General features: G+C 46.1%; 14 protein-coding genes. 7 read left to right on the top strand and 7 right to left on the bottom strand.

Going from position 1 to position 17,699, the window contains the following annotated elements; all coding sequences use genetic code 11:
- The first annotated feature begins 427 nt into the window (after window positions 1-427).
- From JGK14_RS16250 to JGK14_RS16240, 3 genes are all read left to right on the top strand, one after another.
- Window positions 428-1,123, top strand: a complete 696-nt coding sequence (locus tag JGK14_RS16250) for a carbon dioxide concentrating mechanism protein (protein WP_325315273.1) — start codon at window positions 428-430, stop codon at window positions 1,121-1,123.
- 340 nt (window positions 1,124-1,463) lie between these two features.
- A complete protein-coding gene (locus JGK14_RS16245; protein ID WP_293185534.1) occupies window positions 1,464-2,240 on the top strand; it encodes a carbon dioxide-concentrating mechanism protein CcmK in 777 nt (258 codons plus the stop codon).
- 467 nt (window positions 2,241-2,707) lie between these two features.
- Window positions 2,708-3,763 carry a tetratricopeptide repeat protein gene (locus JGK14_RS16240; protein WP_293189570.1) on the top strand — a complete coding sequence of 352 codons (1,056 nt, stop codon included), beginning with the start codon at window positions 2,708-2,710 and terminating at the stop codon, window positions 3,761-3,763.
- Between the two features lie 392 nt (window positions 3,764-4,155).
- Here JGK14_RS16240 and hemL read toward each other — a convergent pair whose 3' ends face one another.
- Window positions 4,156-5,454 carry a glutamate-1-semialdehyde 2,1-aminomutase gene (gene hemL, locus JGK14_RS16235; RefSeq protein ID WP_293189571.1) on the bottom strand — a complete coding sequence of 433 codons (1,299 nt, stop codon included), beginning with the start codon at window positions 5,452-5,454 and terminating at the stop codon, window positions 4,156-4,158.
- A 326-nt stretch (window positions 5,455-5,780) separates the two neighbouring features.
- On the opposite strand from hemL, the gene hisIE reads away from it, so the two are divergent.
- Window positions 5,781-6,431: a bifunctional phosphoribosyl-AMP cyclohydrolase/phosphoribosyl-ATP diphosphatase HisIE gene (gene hisIE / locus JGK14_RS16230; RefSeq protein WP_293189573.1), complete on the top strand. Its 651-nt coding sequence runs from the start codon at window positions 5,781-5,783 to the stop codon at window positions 6,429-6,431.
- A gap of 163 nt (window positions 6,432-6,594) precedes the next feature.
- On the opposite strand, the gene JGK14_RS16225 is transcribed toward hisIE, so the two are convergent.
- Both JGK14_RS16225 and JGK14_RS16220 read right to left on the bottom strand, forming a co-directional pair.
- The gene (locus tag JGK14_RS16225; protein ID WP_293195907.1) at window positions 6,595-7,854 is read right to left on the bottom strand and encodes an MFS transporter; all 1,260 of its coding nucleotides are present in this window, start codon (window positions 7,852-7,854) and stop codon (window positions 6,595-6,597) included.
- 262 nt (window positions 7,855-8,116) lie between these two features.
- Complete coding sequence (locus tag JGK14_RS16220; protein ID WP_293185527.1) at window positions 8,117-8,437, bottom strand: nucleotidyltransferase domain-containing protein; 321 nt, start codon at window positions 8,435-8,437, stop codon at window positions 8,117-8,119.
- A gap of 265 nt (window positions 8,438-8,702) precedes the next feature.
- Here JGK14_RS16220 and JGK14_RS16215 point away from each other — a divergent pair, with 265 nt between their 5' ends.
- Window positions 8,703-9,209 (top strand): DUF4149 domain-containing protein, encoded by a 507-nt coding sequence (locus tag JGK14_RS16215; protein ID WP_293176026.1) that lies wholly within the window; start codon window positions 8,703-8,705, stop codon window positions 9,207-9,209.
- Window positions 9,210-9,288: 79 nt separating this feature from the next.
- Here JGK14_RS16215 and JGK14_RS16210 read toward each other — a convergent pair whose 3' ends face one another.
- From JGK14_RS16210 to upp, 3 genes are all read right to left on the bottom strand, one after another.
- A complete protein-coding gene (locus JGK14_RS16210; protein ID WP_293176024.1) occupies window positions 9,289-9,591 on the bottom strand; it encodes a TMEM165/GDT1 family protein in 303 nt (100 codons plus the stop codon).
- Between the two features lie 189 nt (window positions 9,592-9,780).
- A complete protein-coding gene (locus tag JGK14_RS16205) occupies window positions 9,781-10,251 on the bottom strand; it encodes a TMEM165/GDT1 family protein (protein ID WP_325315272.1) in 471 nt (156 codons plus the stop codon).
- A 203-nt stretch (window positions 10,252-10,454) separates the two neighbouring features.
- Window positions 10,455-11,105, bottom strand: coding sequence for a uracil phosphoribosyltransferase (gene upp / locus JGK14_RS16200; RefSeq protein WP_293176030.1), 651 nt, complete (start codon window positions 11,103-11,105; stop codon window positions 10,455-10,457).
- 501 nt (window positions 11,106-11,606) lie between these two features.
- Here upp and crtH point away from each other — a divergent pair.
- Window positions 11,607-13,151 (top strand): carotenoid isomerase, encoded by a 1,545-nt coding sequence (gene crtH, locus JGK14_RS16195; protein ID WP_293195911.1) that lies wholly within the window; start codon window positions 11,607-11,609, stop codon window positions 13,149-13,151.
- A gap of 178 nt (window positions 13,152-13,329) precedes the next feature.
- Here crtH and JGK14_RS16190 read toward each other — a convergent pair whose 3' ends face one another.
- A complete protein-coding gene (locus tag JGK14_RS16190) occupies window positions 13,330-13,770 on the bottom strand; it encodes a pentapeptide repeat-containing protein (RefSeq protein WP_293210298.1) in 441 nt (146 codons plus the stop codon).
- 571 nt (window positions 13,771-14,341) lie between these two features.
- On the opposite strand from JGK14_RS16190, the gene JGK14_RS16185 reads away from it, so the two are divergent.
- Entirely contained in the window at window positions 14,342-17,647 is a 3,306-nt protein-coding gene (locus JGK14_RS16185; protein WP_325315271.1) for an EAL domain-containing protein, read from the top strand.
- Window positions 17,648-17,699 lie beyond the last annotated feature (52 nt).

Genomic DNA, 17,699 nt, shown 5'->3' with positions numbered 1-17,699 from the left:
TGACAGTTGACAGTTGTCACGAAGGAAGAAGGAAGAAGGAAGAAGGAAGAAGGAAGAAGGAAGAAGGAAGAGTTGACAGTTGACCTGGGACAGTTGACCTGGGACAGTTGACCTGGGACAGTTGACCTGGGACAATCAAAAATCTTCAATCCCCAATCGAAAATCCAAAATCCAAAATCGTTTGACAGTTGACAGTTGACCTGGGACAAAATAAGGAAGGAGATTGGAGTAATGAATCGTCTGATTTTAATTTCTCCCGATCGGACTTGAGGCTTTCAACCAATTCTTTCTGGCAAGTCAAAATCGAGCTTTTCATTATTAGTAAATAATCGTTTATTAGATTGATAGAGTTAAAATAATCATTCTAAAAAGCGATAAATTAAAGTCGTTTTATCTAAAATCATAGCTCATTTCAAGGTGAAGTTGAATGTATTTATCGCCACTGCAATTAAGTAGCAACTCTCAGATTTTCCTGAGTGGCGATGTAGTTGTGAATGAAGGTGTGGCGATCGCCCCAGGAGTCATCCTCCAAGCAGATCCGGGTAGCCGGATCTCGATCGCCGCCGGTGCCTGTATCGGTATGGGAGTTATCCTTCACGCCCGCGAAGGTACTCTCGAAATCGCAGCGGGCGCAATGCTGGGTGCAGGAGTGTTGGTGGTAGGTGCGGGGAAGATTGGCGCAAATGCCTGTATTGGCGCGGGAACAACGCTGATTAATCCTGCGATCGACCAAATGCAAATTTTGCCCGCAGGTTCTCTGATCGGAGATACCAGCCGCCGAGTCGCAGCAGAACCAACCGCAGAAACCGCAGAAACCGCAGAAGCCCAAACCGCTGCACCGGAAACCCCCACAGGCACTACGCCACCAGTTGAACCAACCGTCGATCGCCCGATCGACGACCCGCCCGAACCCGCCCAAACACAGCCTCAAACACCGCCAGAGACAGCCCCAGATCCATCACCAGAAACCGCCGCCAATCCGCCTCCCCAACCAGGAGAAGTCCCAACTATTCTGTACGGTCAAGCTCACATCAATCAGTTGCTGGGGACGCTGTTTCCGCACCGACAAGCTTTTAATCGATCGCAGGAAAACGGTCAAACTCTCTCGGGCGGTACCGGATAGAGGTCATTGGATTGGAGAATTTCCATTTTTCGATTTGAGATTTATTCCACAGATGAATCTGAGACGTTAAAATATTGTCTAAATTTTCGATCTCGACCCTCATGAGTGTCTGGTGCTGGTATCCATTTTGGGGCATGGTAATTTCTACAAAAGGCAGTTATGCTTAAGGAAGAATCAAAAAAATATAAATAGGTAATCTCATATTATTTGTAGCTCAGCAATTTTTAAGGTCTTGCAGCATAAATATGTATCTTGCAGCTCGTGCAGTTTGTCTTCTCATCTGAGACACTAAAACTATCAACAAATTTTTATTTTTGGAAGTTTCTAAGGGTAATCGAAGATGGACGGACAAATAGATCGTAACAGCAGTGACTCCGGGCGATCGCAGCGCCAGGAATATTTCAAAGACACCGCTTTGGGCTTGGTATCTACCAAGAGTTTTCCGGCAATTGTCGGGACTGCTGACATGATGCTGAAGTCCGCAGGGGTCATTTTAGTAGGATACGAGAAAATTGGTTCCGGTCACTGTACGGCGATCGTCCGCGGGCGCATTTCCGACGTGCGTTTGGCTGTGGAAGCAGGAGCTCAGACAGCCGAACAATTCGGACAGTTTGTTTCTAAGCTGGTGATTGCTAGGCCTTTGGCTAATTTGGAAGTGGTTTTGCCGATCGGCTTTCGCCTAACTCAACTGTCGGAAAGCGGTAGTTATTCTCGACTGAGCAATCAGGCGATCGGTTTGCTCGAAACGCGGGGATTTCCCGCAATGGTCGGCGCTTGCGATGCTATGCTCAAATCCGCCGACGTACACTTAGCCGCCTACGAGAAAATTGGCGCCGGTTTGTGCACGGCAATTATTCGCGGTGCAGTCGCAGATGTCGCAGTCGCCGTAGAAGCCGGGATGTACGAAGCTGAGCGCATTGGCGAGTTGAACGCCGTGATGGTAATTCCCAGGCCTTTGGAAGATTTGGAACAAACTTTGCCGCTGGCGAGTTGCTGGATAGAACAGCGCACACCTGTGAGGGTGCCTATCTCTGTTCAGGAAAAGGAAAAAGAATTGGTCGAACTTCCAGATTTGGAGAAATTGAGAGTTTATGTGGAAGAGGAAATCAATCGCTAATTGGTAATGGGTAATCGGGAATTGGTAATTACCCAACAAAAGTTTGTAGAGACTAGGTGCGGGAAATACTGAGACCAATTTGAGAATCGAGATATAAATCTTACCAGAACAGAGTACGTGTAGTGATTTGTAGGCTCGCAGCCTCGTAAGCTGAATTTGGTGATTAGCCGATCGCCTCGGCATCTAGAGACAGATAACGCCAACGAAAACTCGATTTTTGCTCAAAAGTCGATCGGGTAAAAAATCGAACTCACGAAGTAAATGCAGCCGAGTTACAGGCTCTTTTAACAGGATTTAACTGCTGTTAAGATAAACCTAAAATCCTGTTTCGGGTAGATTTCCTGGAATCAGTTAAGAGTTAATCGGGGTGCTGTGTGGATGCTCTTTCAACAGATTAACCTCTGTCGAACTCAACACTGAGTGCAAAGGAATCAATCCAGAATCCAGCAAGGAATGAAAGTTGACCTATGAACATCAAAGAATCGAACCTCAACCATTTTTATAAGCGCGGGTTGCACAGCGCCAAGCAAGGCAACTACGAAGCGGCACTTGAGGACTTCGATCAGATACTGCAAGTCAATCCCGCCGATGCCAAAGCTTACAACAATCGCGGCTTGGTTTACTATTATATGAAAGACTACCAAAAGGCGATCGCAGACCTCAGCCAAGCACTAGATATCAATCCTAATTTGTTCGAGGCATACTTGAATCGAGGCAATGCTTGGCGCCATCTCGGAGAAAACGAAAAAGCCATTGACGATCTCAACTGTGCTTTAGTAAATAAGCCTGACAGCCACGCTATCTACAACAACCGGGGACTCGTACTTGCTAATTTAGGACATTACGAAGAAGCAATAGAAGACTACGATCGAGCTATCTCGATCAATTCGCAAAATTATAAAACCTATTACAACCGAGGTCGCGCTTACTACCTTTTGGGAGAAAAACAAGCAGCAACGGAGAACTTTAACGAAACGCTACGGTTGAATCCAAGATATATCAAAGCTTACATAAATCGCGGACTCTGTTATCACCAATTAGGAGACAACACCCAGGCGATCGCCGATTATAACACAGCACTCGGCATCGACCACAACAATGTTTATGCCTATTATAACAGAGGATGCGTTCGCTATAAATTAAAACAAATGGAGCTGGCGATTGAAGACTTTAACAAAGCAGTGGAACTCGAACCCAACTACGTTAAAGCTTATCTCAACCGGGGTTTAGCGCTGTACAAATTGGGAGATATTGCAACAGCAAATAGGGATTTTTACCACGTAATGTGTATTAATGCTGAAGCTTATTTGTACTATCAAGCCCAGCGCTGCACGCCTGATATTAATTCCTATTTCAAAGAAGCCCCACAGATGGAACTTAATAATGCTGTAGAATACTACAACACCACATTAAATACGATCTCAAGTTCTTTAAGTTCGGCAGCATTAAATGCGATTTGGAATCAAGAAGATTTGGAGAACAGAGACTCGATTATCTGTGAAGGTGAATTTCTTAATGAGTAAATTAGTCAGTTGACAGTTGACAGTTGACAGTTGACAGTTGACAGTTGACAGTAGTCATAGTGCTGTCCCCGCGATCGAATAGCAGTCATTAGTCATTAGTCATTAGTCATAGTGCTGTCCCCGCGATCGAATAGCAGTCATTAGTCATTAGTTATTAAATAGGTTGTCGAAAAAATAAAAAATTCTCAGAAACCTGGTTTCTTCATAGATTTCTCATTACTAAACACAAAATTTTGTAGAAACCGGGTTTCTCGCCTTTTGCTACAGCCCCGAGAGGTTTTTAACGCGGATTGGCTATTTGTTAAAAATTAAAGTCCTGACTGCAAAAAACAGTCAGGACTTTAATTTTTTATCTCTGAGTTTTAAGAACTTGCATTCCTGACTGCAAAGCCTTAAATACTAGCCATCACTTCGCGGGCGGCTGCTAAAGTTCGATCGACATCTTCGTCAGTATGGGCCAAAGAAGTAAATCCAGCTTCAAACTGCGAAGGAGCGAGATAAATTCCGTGCTCCAACATTCCCCGGTGAAAGCGGCCGAACTTTGCTACATCAGACTTTTTCGCATCATCGTAATTGTGAACCGGGCCCGCCGCAAAAAACAAGCCAAACATCCCGCTAATTTGTCCGCCGCAAACAGCGTGTCCCGCTTCCTTACCAATTTTCAGCAATCCCTCGGACAGTTTTTTCGTAATCCTGTCCAACTGTTCGTAAGTGCCGGGTTTTTGCAACAATTCCAAAGTTTTAATCCCAGCAGTCATCGCCAAAGGATTTCCCGAAAGCGTACCAGCTTGATACATCGGGCCTGCGGGAGCCACCATCCCCATGATATCGCGCCTTCCGCCGTAAGCGCCCACGGGCAAACCGCCGCCGATAACCTTACCCAAGGTTGTCAAATCTGGGGTGACACCGAATTTTTCCTGAGCTCCGCCGTAGGCGATGCGGAAACCAGTCATTACTTCGTCAAACACCAACAAAGCACCGTTATCTTTGGTAATTTCCCGCAAACCTTCGAGAAAACCTGCATCCGGTACAATAAAACCGGCATTTCCTACAACAGGTTCTAGCATCACGCCTGCGATTTCGCCCGGATGTTCGGCAAATAAAGCTTTGACTGCTTCCAAATCATTGTAAGGAGCGTTGAGGGTGTTGGCGGTAACGGATTTCGGCACGCCGGGAGAGTCTGGAAGGCCGAGAGTTGCCACGCCGGAACCTGCTTTTACCAGGAACATATCGGCGTGTCCGTGATAGCAGCCTTCAAATTTAATCAGTTTGTCGCGGCCTGTGAAGGCTCGCATCAGCCGCAAAACGGCCATACAAGCTTCGGTACCGGAATTGACAAATCGCACCATTTCAATGCTGGGAACGGCATCAATCACCATTTCGGCGAGTACATTTTCCAACAGCGAGGGTGCGCCGAAACTCGTACCTTTTTCTAAGGATTCGTGGAGGGCTTTGATGACTTCGGGGTGGGCGTGGCCGCAGATGGCGGGGCCCCAAGTACCTACGTAGTCAATGTATTGGTTGCTGTCAACATCCCAAATGTAGGCTCCGTTTACCCTGTCAAAGACGATGGGCTGTCCGCCTACGGATTTGAAGGCGCGGACGGGGGAACTAACGCCACCGGGCATCAATTTCTGGGCGGCGGCGAATATTTCTTCTGATTTGGTGGTTTTCAAGGTTGTAGAAACCAATGTTTTCTCCTTAGTGAAGGTCTGTTGTTGGTAGGATACTTAATATAGCGACTTCTGGTTAAAGGCTAAGCCGATTCAAGGAAACTATAGTAGTAGATTTTAGGATACAAACCAATCAGTAGCAATACTAGCTCGGGTTTTTTAGGATTTGTCGCACTAGCACTCCTAGGTCTCAATTGTAATAATTTGTAAAATAGTTCTTGACAATTGGCCAATCACTTGCCTAATCTCCTCTCTTCTCTCTGTGTCCTCTGCGCTCTCTGCGGTTAATAAAAAAAATATCCGACACGAAAGCGTTAATTTATATGAAAAGCTGCAATAAAATTATGTCTGGTACTGATTTATCTAGTTTGAGCCGATCGATCCCAATTGAAAAGATCCGTTATGACGATCGCGGTTTAGTGCCTGCGATCGTCCAAGATTACTTAGACGGCACAGTGTTGATGATGGCGTGGATGAATCGGGAGTCGCTCGAAAAAACCATGGAAACCGGTCAAACTTGGTTCTGGAGCCGTTCTCGCGCCGAATTTTGGAACAAAGGGGCGACTTCGGGACACGTTCAAAATGTCAAAGGGCTGCGTTACGACTGCGATAGCGATGCTTTGCTGGTGACTGTCGAACAAGTGGGAGATATTGCTTGTCACACGGGTGAAAGAAGTTGTTTTCACCAAGTTGACGGGGAAATTGTGGCGCCGCCGGGGGATATGTTATCTCAATTGTTTGACGTAATTTGCGATCGGCGTGACAATCCTAACGAAACTTCTTATACTTGCAAGTTGTTCGAGGGCGGGGATAACAAGATTCTCAAGAAGATTGGCGAAGAGTCGGCGGAAGTTGTGATGGCTTGCAAAGATGATGATAAAGACGGAATCGCCGGGGAAGTTGCGGACTTATTTTATCACGCTTTGGTTGCTTTGGCTCACCATCAGGTTGATTTGAGGGCGGTTTATCGCAAATTGGGCGATCGGCGAAAATAAGTTAATCGGAATGATTAAACCGCGAAGACACAAAGAGCGCGAAGGAAGAACCGGATCATCTTCTTTCTCTTCCTTCGCGTCCTTAGCGCCTTCGCGGTTCGTTTAATCTTACTCCATTGCCAACGGATTTGACATCAATCGCCATTTATTCTATTTGATATGATTAGATTCTACTTTTTAACATTCGATCGACCTTTTGCAAAATTGCGATCGCCAGTATCACACTAATAGCCAAACCCAACCAGAAATTATCCGCCGCCCATTTACCTCGATCCAAAGCGAAACCGCCCAGCGGTGGGCCGATTAAATAGCCGATCGCCCAACACTGAGAATTAACCGCTAAATACACGCCGCGTAAAGACTCCGGTGCTAAATCCACCACCAAAGCCGAAGCAAAAGGCGTATAAGCAACCGTTGCCACCGACAAAAAAGTCAAGCCAACAACTGCTAAAAATAGATTGCCAGTTGCAGCCATTCCCGTCAAGCCGATCGCAATAAACCCCATTCCCCACAGCAGCGCCGAAATCATCAAAGCTTGGGGATGAGAAAACCGCCTCAAAGCCTTAACAATCGGCATCTGCAAAGCCACAGTTAAAAATGTGCTAAAAGCAAACAAAACCGTAATTGTACCCGTAGAAAAGCCTGTTCCCGATGTCCCCGCCTGCACAAACTTGCTAAAATACAACGGCATCGTGGTTTGAATTTGGGAAATGTAGAGAGTAAACAGAGTATTGACTAAAGCATAGACTAGCAAAGTGCGATCGCCCAACGCCACCATCCAGCCATTTTTGAGACTTTTTTTGCCTGTATCCGTTGAATTAGCTGGTTTGTAGGTTTCTGCGATCGCACTTGCAACCACCGCAAACAGCACTAAAAACGAGATACCATCGATCATAAAGAGCGATCGATAATTCCCCGTTACCGCAATCAAAACACCGCCCAAAATAATCCCAACTTGCAAACCCAAATTATCAGCAAGCCGCGTCACAGCAAAAGCCTCCTGTCGCTGTGCGCCCTCAGTTAAATCCGCAACCATACTTTCCGTTGGAGGCCAATACAAACCCACACCAAAACCCATCAATAAATTAGCAGCAACTAAACCTGGAAAATCATGAGTCGCCGCCAACAGAAAAGAAGCGACAGCCGAAATCATTGCCGCCAGCAATAAAGTTCGCCGCCTTCCCCAAAATTGGGAATCGCAAAAAGAACCGCCCAAAATGCGGCCGAATATTCCCGAGATTGAACCGCTACCCAAACCAATCCCAACAGCAGTTGCAGACAAGCCGACGCGATCGACAAAAAAGATCGGCGCGTAAAATAAAGTAAAGCCGCTACCGCTTTGCGAGAGGAATCTGCCGGCGGCGAGAATCCAGACTTGAGTGGGGAGACGGGGAAGCCAAGATGAGAATTGAAATTTAGGCATATATTATAGCCTTTCTCAGAAAGATGAGGTACTCATGGGGATAGGGCATAGGGCATAGGGCATAGGGCATAGGACTAGCGGGCATACATCACTTTTTTGAGAAAGGCTATAAATTTATAAGAGTCTGCGGTTGAAACCAGGTATGTATAAACGATGTCTGCCTCCGCAGACTGAAGAATTAAAATAAAATTAAAGCATAATTTAGGTATTGTCGAGTCAAACCAAACCTCAACCGTATTTGTTTGCAAGCTTTTCGATGAATTCAAGTGTCAGCGGATTCATAAATCACCTTTCCTTTTTCGATGATTTCCCTGAGAAATAAATCATTCCAAGCTAGCCGTTGTTCAATTTCAGCAGGAGTTCGCACCAATAAATCTAGAGCAAATTTCGGTTGAATTTTACTTAGTATTTCCCAAGTTTTGCGAAAATTATTACCTTCTGAAGATAAAATTACCAACATATCAACATCCGAATCGCTCGTGGGATTCCCATAGGCGTAAGAGCCGAACAAAATTATTTTTTCTGGTTTAAATTGATTGGCTATTGCCGCACTTAATTCCAGAATTTTGTTTATTTCAATCATTGGCTAATATCTTTGATATTTGGCAATTTAACTGTAATAATAACACATAAATTTGATCGGTATATTGCTGGAATGAGTAATTATCAATCGTTTTTGGCGATCGCCACAATTTTTCAACTGTTACTTTTCGCCGACAAGCTTAACAATTCTTCTAATTCAGTTACACAAAAGTTACCATTAATTTAAAAATACTTAACACGATTTTAGGAAAAAGTTCGTTAAGCTCTAGAAAAGGCAGAAGAAAATTTTAGAGGGTCTAATTTTTATGACAGCTATTACATCGTCGAGAGTAGAATCAATCAGACCCCGCTGGCAAGCAATTGTCATGGTAGCCTTAATTTTCTGGCTCAGCGGTAGCCTGATTATCGATCTAGTTATTATGCCGAGTCTCTACGTATCTGGCATGATGGTATCTTCTGATTTTGCAACAGCCGGAAATTTAATGTTCTGGGGATTTAACCGCGTTGAGTTAATCTGTTCGGGATTCGTAGCAACGGGTTTGATGGTTTTGAGCAATTTAATGGGTGACTCCGGCAAGCGTACTCGCACAGCAATCGTATTATCATTGGTACTTCTGGCGATCGCCCTGATTGACACCTACGGGCTCACACCTCAAATGAGCGCCTTGGGAATGCAGCTAAATCTGTTCGACTCCGCAGCAGAAGTGCCCGCCGGCATGAATACACTGCACCAAGGATATTTTGTTTTGGAAGCGCTAAAGTTGGCTGTCGGCGGTACGCTGCTTGGCTGGTGCTACCAAAACGAAGTTTAATCAACCATAAAAATTAGGACACGGCAGTGCCGTTTCCCTACAATGAATTGGGGTAGGGAAACGGCACTGCCGTGTCCTCTTATTCGGATTCTTCTGACACATCAGATAATTCAGATTTCGGCCACAACAAACGCAAGCCCATCACCGCAAATCCGATCGCAGCGATCGTCTTTACCAACCTCTCCGGTAACACCTCCGCCGTACCTTGTCCAACCAAAACACCAAGGAAACTCGCCAGCAGCAGCGCCGACGCCGTACCAAAAAATACAGCCCGCGGCGAGTTGCAACTGCTACCAAGGGCGATCGCAGCTAATTGACTTTTGTCACCCAATTCTGACAAAAACACCGTAATAAAAGTTATGCCTAAAAGTTGCCAATCCATATTTTTTTTAGTTATCAGTTAGCTTTTTAGAAATCTACAACTTACCCACAGGCTCCCAGAAACCGGGTTTCTGTCCAAAATCCTCGGTTTAATCGCTAAATTTAGCCAGAAACCCGGTTTCTTTGGACTTACCCAAACATAATCAGTAATTCCCAAATCTAAAATCCAAAATCCAAAATCTAAAATAGTTTAACTCAGCACTTCCCAAAGTAAAATCGCCGAAATTGCCAACAAAATAACTCCCGCAGCCCTCTCCAAAGTTTTCGGATCGATTCGAGTCGCCAGCCACCTTCCCAGCAAAACCCCCAACAAACTCGTTGCAATCAAAGCCGAACCCGCACCCGCAAACACAATCCAAGGATTCCGAGATTCAGCCGTCATCAGCAAAATGGCAACTTGAGTTTTATCTCCAACTTCCGCCAAAAAAATAGTTACAAAAGTCGAAGCAAAAATTGCCCAGTGCTTCGGCTTCAGTTGCTTTTCTTCCTGACAGATATCGGGGTTTGCACTCACTGAAACTTCTGCCTGATCCGGGGTTAAAGCAGCACAAATCTCAGAAGTCTCTTTAAGTTTTTGTAGTTGTACTTGTGGTTGCAAATCAGAATTGGGGGTTTCTGAGTCAGAAGCAGACGAGTTTGGCGGTACAGAATCAAGTTTCACGGGCAATGAGTGCTAAACGCTATTTATTTTTGACTTCTACTTTGGATTTTAACTTTATCTGTGCCTGCTTTTACCTGCGCCAGGCCCATCTTTTTTTCCCGGAGATTCCGCAACCAATTCCAGAAACTGCTCACCTCACCCAAACACGGATAGAAGCCCCACAATTATCTGTCGAGTCAATCCAAAATCTAAAATTCCCTGGTTCAAGTGCCGTAAGTTCGATCGCCCGCATCACCCAAACCAGGTACAATAAACCCCTGTTCGTTGACTATTTCGTCGATCGTTGCCGTATAAAGAACCAAACTCGGGTACTCCGTACTCAGCCGCTTCAAAGCCGGAGGAGCAGCCACCACAGAAATAATCCGAATCAAACTCGGATCAATTCCCCGTGAAATCAATTCCTGCATCGTCGCCACAATCGTCCCGCCAGTCGCCAGCATCGGCTCGCTAATTATCACCCGCGTTTGGGGGTTAAACTGCGCCGGCAATTTATTCAAATAACAAGTCGGCTCCAGCGTCTCCTCATTCCTCGCCATACCTAGATGGTAAATCGAAGCCAGCGGCACAACCGTCTGAATTCCTTCCAGCAGTGACAAACCAGCCCGCAAAATCGGTACCACAACCAACGGAGCTTCCGGGTTAATAAACGTCGCCGCACATGGGCTCAAAGGCGTCTGCACCGTTGCTTCCACTGTCGGTAGCCAATCTCGAATTGCCTCGTAGGCCAGCCAGCGTCCCAATTCTGTCATCGCAGAACGAAAAAGTACCGATGGGGTGGCGGCGTCGCGGGCGACAGCCAGCCAATGTTTAATTAACGGGTGGGGCGGAACGTAAACGCGCAGTTGCAGGGGCATGAGGAAATTGGGGAAATTGCTAGATTTGAAGGATTTGATGCGGTGCGATCGTTTTCGTTGGCGTAGCCCCCCGTAGGGGCGGACTTCGCTAACGATCGCTCTGTGCAACTTATCACAATCTTCCATTCTTTGAATCTAAAATCTAAAATCCTATAAGTCTCTTTGTTTGTAGACCTTCGTCACTTTATTGAAATATATTTTCAATAGTATTGACATAAATTAGCAACAAGGCTATAGTAATTTTTAGTGTTCTCCTCTCAAAGGATAGGCAGACGGGGGCAGTCGGCAATGGTAGACTGTTCCCGCATTTTTTTTGAAGCAGGGGCACGGGGAATTGGTAATTGGGCATTGGCCAAACAGGGCATTGGGCCTTATAGCATCGGGAATTGGTAGCCACTAACAAATAACTAATGACTGCTGACTAATGACTAAGGACTAAGGACTTCTTCCTTCTGGAGCGATCGACTGTAAAATTGTAAAAATATTAAGATTTTTAACCTAATGTCAGCCCCTACCCAATCCCAGTTATTCTCCGCCAACTCCCGCCCGACAGAGCAAGAGTTTGATGTGATAGTCATCGGTTCCGGCATTGGCGGACTCGTGACTGCAACCCAGCTAGCAGCCAAGAAAGCCAAAGTTTTGGTGCTCGAAAGCTACACAATTCCGGGGGGTAGTGCTGGATATTTCGATCGAGAAGGCTACAGATTTGATGTCGGAGCCTCCATGATATTTGGGTTCGGACAGCGCGGCACCACCAACCTCCTCACCCGCGCCCTCAAAGCCGTCAACGTCACCCTAGAAACAATCCCCGACCCGGTACAGCTTCACTATCACCTACCCTCAGGTCTCGATCTGGAAGTTCCCCAGCCTTATGACAAATACTTGCAAGAATTAATTGACAGGTTTCCTCACGAGCGCGAAGGCATCCAGAAATTTTACGGCGAATGCTGGAACGTATTCAACTGCCTCAACGGCATGGAATTGCTATCCCTAGAAGAACCTGGATATCTAGTTCGAGTCTTTTTTCAGAATCCTTTAGCCTGTTTGGGATTAGTAAAATATCTCCCTCAAAATACTGGCGACATAGCGCGGCGCTACATAAAAGACCCGACTTTGCTGAAATTTATCGACATGGAATGCTACTACTGGTCTGTAGTACCCGCAGACTTAACGCCGATGATTAACGCCGGAATGGTATTTTCTGACAGACATTACGGCGGTATCAATTATCCCAAAGGCGGAGTCGGTCAAATTGCCCAAAAATTAGTAGAAGGATTAGAAAAATGCGGCGGGACAATTCAGTACAAAGCTAAAGCCAAAAAAATTATCACAGAAAACGGCCGCGCTGTCGGAGTCGAGCTAGTAACCGGCGAAGTTTACCGGGCAAAGCGGATAGTTTCTAACGCCACCCGCTGGGATACTTTCGAGAAACTGCTACCTGCTGAAGAGATGCCAGCTAGCGAGAAGAAATGGCAGCAGCGCTATCAAAAAGCCCCCAGTTTCTTGAGCTTGCATTTAGGAGTAGAAGCCAGCGTCATCCCTGCTGGCACTGCCTGCCACCACATTTTGTTAGAAGATTGGGACAAAATGGAAGCGCCAGAAGGAACTATTTTAGTATCAATTCCGACGGTACTCGACCCAGATTTAGCTCCGGCAGGATATCACATTGTTCATGCTTTTACTTCGAGTTGGATGGAAGAGTGGGAAGGACTTTCGCCACAGGAATACGAGGATAAAAAAGAAGAGGCTGGCGGCAGAATTATTGACAGATTAGAAAAGATTTTTCCGGGTTTAGATGCTGGTTTGGATTATATGGAAGTTGGGACGGCGCGTTCTCACCGCCGCTTTTTGGGCCGGGAAGATGGAACTTACGGGCCGATTCCCCGCCAGAAGTTAATGGGTTTGTTGGGAATGCCGTTTAATCGAACTTCTATGCCAGGTTTGTATTGTGTCGGCGATAGTACGTTTCCCGGACAGGGTTTAAATGCGGTGGCATTTTCTGGGTTTGCTTGCGCCCATCGAATTGCTGTGGATTTGGGTTTTTAGTGGTAGGGTTCGTCACATTTAAAATAACCCCAATCAGGTTTGTAGTGAGGACTTCAGTCCTTATCCAACAAGATAGGACTGAAGTCCTCACTACAAACCTAAAGACTAAAAACCCGGTTTCTGGAGAGAAACCGGGTTTTTTAACTTAAAATTGGCACTTCGCATTATTTAAAAGAGTTTACTGCTCGTAGCTGCCGCCTACGCCGATTTGGGTATTGTAGATTTTGGCATCAGTAATAGTCATGTTTTCCATTGATGCGCCTGATACGTCAGCGGTGTTGATGATGGCGGCTGTCAGATTTGCCCGATCGAGGTCTGCGCCATTTAAACTGGCGTTAGTCAGGAAAACTGCGGTTAAGTTGGCACCCGTCAAGTTAGCGCCGGTCAAGTCAGCGCCTTCGAGGTTAGCATTGGAGAGGTTTGCGCCTTGCAAATTCGCTTCTCTCAAATCTGCACCAATCAAATGAGCCTCCGCCAAATTTGCTCCTGACAAGTCACACCCAAAGCATTGCCCAGTGGAGAGTAGCTGCTTGACCTGAGCGGGATTTGCAGCGCTAGCGGGCCCGGCCAACAGTAGGGGAGCAATTAAAAAAGTTGCGGCTAATAGATGGCGTTTCATAATCCCTTTTCCTCGCCAGACTTGGTGTTTAAGTTCTTCTGTTTATATCTACAAGCTTACCACGGTCGTTTTCGCAAATTTGCGATCGAATTCACAGACCTGCTGTGATATTCATTGTCCTCCGCAACTGGCAGGTGGTCTAGAAAAGCTCGCAAAACTTAATATCGTAAAACTTAACACTGCCGAACTTAATACGGTCTGTTTTTGTAGTTACCTTTTCTAGGTTAGCCCGGACAGCAAACAGACGTTTGCTTCTAAAGATGGATATGATTAGTGATGAATGATGTTATAGGTTGATTCTATCGAAAAAAGTTCCCCCAATACATATTTGTTAATAAAACTGTCATTGGACAGAATTTGCACACTTAAAATCCATATACGGTTATAACTTTAGAGGTAGAGGCAGAGCTGTCACCCGCCAGCTCGCCAACCACACATCGGGTGGATTTTTAACAAAAAATTTTAATTATGTCTCAGCAGCGCTGTAAAAATCCACGCACTGCATGGAAAGCAGGGCTTTTTATGACTGTGGTAGAGTCTGTGCGACGATCGCCAAAATGAATTAAATCCTATGATAAAAAATGATTCCTCCAAGCATCTGCCGACTTTAGATCAAGTAATTGACCGCTACCCCTTGACAGTTGCGCCCGATACCCCATTAGCAGAAGTCATTACCCTGATGGGCCAACGGCGCGGAAGTTGCTCTCTAAACGCAGACATTCCACCCACCGATATCTACCCGCAACTCACAGAAATCCCAAATCCCCTCACCTCAAGCGCCCTCAGAGACGCCAGAGGTATCTGCGTCTTTGTCGTCGAACAATCCCTCGAAAAATCCGACTCCCAATCTGCTCAAAATTCCCAATTGCAAGGAATCTTCACCGAGAGGGATCTCGTCGATTTGATTGCATCGGGCAAAAACTTAAAAAATGTTACGATCGCAGAAGTTATGCAGCAGCCTGCTGCAACTCTGACGAAAGGTGAAGATCGAGACATTTTTAGCGCCTTAATTCTGTTGGGGCAACAACGAATTCACCATTTGCCAATATTAGACAGTGACGGTCAACTTTTAGGAGTAATTACGCCAGAAAGCATTCGCCAAGGGATGGTGGAACCGGCAAATATCTTAAAAATGCGCCTGGTGAAAGAAGTAATGACTGCACAAGTTATTCAAGCGCCTGTTACCTCGTCAGTTATCAGTTTAGCCGAGTTGATGGCGCAGCACCGCGTTAGCTGCGTGGTAATTACAGCGCCAACAGAATTATCGATGAATTTGTCGTTCCCAATTCCTCTAGGTATAGTCACGGAACGGGATATTGTCGAATTTCAAGCTTTAGATATAGATTTGTCGCAGACGATCGCCGAAACTGTAATGAGTAGCCCTTTATTTAGTCTCAAGCCAGAAGACTCGCTTTGGGTGGCTCATCAGGAAATGCAGCAGCGTTTAGTCCGCAGGTTAGTAGTCACTGCCGAAGGCGGAGAACTGCTGGGAATAGTTACTCAAAGCACTTTACTGAGCGTACTTGACCCGATGGAAATGTCCGGGGCGATCGATATTTTGCACGCCAGCGTCCAAGAACAGACTAGCGAATTGCAAAAAGCGATCGCATCTTTGAGCTTGACTAACAGCCGACTGGAACAGGAAATCGTTACCCGCAAGCAGGCAGAGGTGCGGCTGCAACTGTTAGAATCTGCCGTAGTTAACGCTAACGATGCGATCGTAATTATGGATGCGGGATACAGCGATATGTCCGATCCCACCATCATCTATGTCAACGAAGCTTTTACCCAAATGACCGGTTATCGGCCCGCAGAAATTATCGGCCAAACACCGAGTTGTCTGCGCGGGCCAGACAGCGATGGCGCTCAAGTTGCCAAAATTCGTCGCGCTTTCTCTCGCCGAGAACCCCTGCGCTTGGAATTGATCAACTACCGCAAAGACGGTTCAACTTATTGGGTGGAACTCAACAGCGTACCCGTTGCTGACGAGTCGGGAAACCTGACTCACTGGGTATCCGTGCAGCGGGATATTAGCGATCGCAAGCGCATGGAACAAGCTTTTTTTAAGGAAAAAGAACTAGCTCAAGTTACTCTGCAATCGATCGGCGATGCAGTAATTGCTACTGACAGCCACGGCTACATTTCTACCCTCAATCCAGTTGCCGAAAAACTCACGGGTTGGTCAACCTCAGAAGCTAAAGGTTTGCCCCTCGCGGGCGTGTTGAGAATAGTTGACGAAACTACTCGGATGCCGATCGAAAATATCGCTCAAATTGCTTTGTACGAAGGTCGGATTGTTGACCAAGGACACAACAGCTTGCTGATTGCCCGCCACAACCGCGAATTTGCGATCGACCATTGCGTCGCCCCCATCCACGCCAGCAACGGCACAATTGTCGGGGCCGTCGTTGTATTTCGAGATGTCACCCAAGTGCGAACTCAAGCGCGACAACTCACCTGGCAGGCAACTCACGACCCCCTGACGCAATTGGTTAACCGTCACGAATTTGAGTACCAGCTAGAACACGCCCTGCACAGTTCTCAAGGTTACGGTCAAGAACACGTGATGCTTTACCTGGATCTCGATCGCTTCAAAATAGTTAACGATACTTCTGGTCACGTTGCAGGCGACGAACTGCTGCGCCAAGTCAGCCAGCTACTTAAAAGCAATATCCGCAAAACCGATATTTTGGCGCGCCTGGGCGGCGATGAGTTTGCTGTACTCCTGTACAATTGTCCGCCAGAACAGGGCTTAGATGTTGCAAAATTGCTACTGCAAAACATTCAGGAATTTCGGTTTGCGTGGCAGGACAAAACTTTTGCGATCGGCGTCAGTATCGGTTTGGTGGCAATTAATCGCAAAACAGTATCGACTTCTGCGGTGTTGAGCGCGGCAGATCTAGCCTGCTATGCTGCTAAAAATAAAGGCCGCAATCGGGTGCAGGTTTATCAACCGGGCGATCGCGAATTAATCAAACAGCACGGCGAAACCCAGTGGGTGGTCGAAATCAATCAAGCTTTAGAAGATAATCGGTTTCGCTTGTACTCTCAGCCGATCGTACATTTGCGAGAGCTCCCCACCACCGGCACCCACTGCGAAATCCTCCTCCGCCTTCAACTTCAGACTGGTCAGTTAGTCTCACCGATGGCATTTATTCCGGCAGCCGAACGCTATAACTTGATGCACGCGATCGATCGCTGGGTAATTCGCACTTTATTTAGCAATTTATCTCAAATTTTCACGGCAAATCTCTTAGTCCAAAACCACGGGGCAGACGATAATATAGTTACCTTACCTGCTTGCTGCCCCTTGTCTAATTCACAAGCTTCATTTGACAAATATTCTAGCCTTTATGCGATCAACCTTTCTGGGGACAGCATTAACGAAGAAAAATTCATCGACTTTATTCAAGAGCAGTTTTCTCTCTATCAAATACCGCCGGAAATAATTTGTTTTGAAATTACCGAAACCGTGGCGATCGCGAATCTCAGCAAAGCAGCCTGCTTAATTTGGAAACTCAAGGAACTCGGCTGCCAGTTTGCCTTGGACGACTTCGGTAGCGGGATGTCTTCTTTTGCTTACCTGAAAAATTTGCCTGTTGACTATATCAAAATAGATGGCAATTTTATTAAGAATCTTGCCGAGAATCCTATTGATATTGTCATGGTTGAAGCTATTACCAAAATTGCCCACGCCATGGGAATTAAAACTATTGCCGAGTATGTGGAAAGTCAAGCAGTTATGGATAAACTCAAGGAACTTGGGGTAGATTACGGTCAAGGTTATTATTTGGGAAAGCCTCAAACTTTTACTTTTGGCTCTCCTATTGTAGCCCACATTCCGCAGATGTGGGTCGGATTTTTTTATCAGTTGTGAAAACTTGGAAGCCAAACGCTTTTGGGCTGAAATTATGCAGTGTTAGCCTTAC

Origin of the sequence: Microcoleus sp. PH2017_28_MFU_U_A (genome assembly GCF_020738035.1) — a bacterium.
Taxonomy (GTDB): Bacteria; Cyanobacteriota; Cyanobacteriia; order Cyanobacteriales; family Microcoleaceae; genus Microcoleus.
Note: the sequence above shows the minus strand (reverse complement) of the source record. Positions and strands in the feature narration are given on the sequence as shown.

Bases quoted from the DNA above. Each gene is read 5' to 3' on its own strand.
- JGK14_RS16215 (WP_293176026.1), top strand. From the start codon at position 8,703: ATGACAGCTATTACATCGTCGAGAGTAGAATCAATCAGACCCCGCTGG.
- hisIE (WP_293189573.1), top strand. From the start codon at position 5,781: ATGTCTGGTACTGATTTATCTAGTTTGAGCCGATCGATCCCAATTGAA.
- JGK14_RS16250 (WP_325315273.1), top strand. From the start codon at position 428: ATGTATTTATCGCCACTGCAATTAAGTAGCAACTCTCAGATTTTCCTG.
- JGK14_RS16220 (WP_293185527.1), bottom strand. From the start codon at position 8,437: ATGATTGAAATAAACAAAATTCTGGAATTAAGTGCGGCAATAGCCAAT.
- crtH (WP_293195911.1), top strand. From the start codon at position 11,607: ATGTCAGCCCCTACCCAATCCCAGTTATTCTCCGCCAACTCCCGCCCG.
- JGK14_RS16185 (WP_325315271.1), top strand. From the start codon at position 14,342: ATGATAAAAAATGATTCCTCCAAGCATCTGCCGACTTTAGATCAAGTA.
- JGK14_RS16225 (WP_293195907.1), bottom strand. From the start codon at position 7,854: ATGCCTAAATTTCAATTCTCATCTTGGCTTCCCCGTCTCCCCACTCAA.
- JGK14_RS16210 (WP_293176024.1), bottom strand. From the start codon at position 9,591: ATGGATTGGCAACTTTTAGGCATAACTTTTATTACGGTGTTTTTGTCA.
- JGK14_RS16240 (WP_293189570.1), top strand. From the start codon at position 2,708: ATGAACATCAAAGAATCGAACCTCAACCATTTTTATAAGCGCGGGTTG.
- upp (WP_293176030.1), bottom strand. From the start codon at position 11,105: ATGCCCCTGCAACTGCGCGTTTACGTTCCGCCCCACCCGTTAATTAAA.
- JGK14_RS16190 (WP_293210298.1), bottom strand. From the start codon at position 13,770: ATGAAACGCCATCTATTAGCCGCAACTTTTTTAATTGCTCCCCTACTG.
- JGK14_RS16245 (WP_293185534.1), top strand. From the start codon at position 1,464: ATGGACGGACAAATAGATCGTAACAGCAGTGACTCCGGGCGATCGCAG.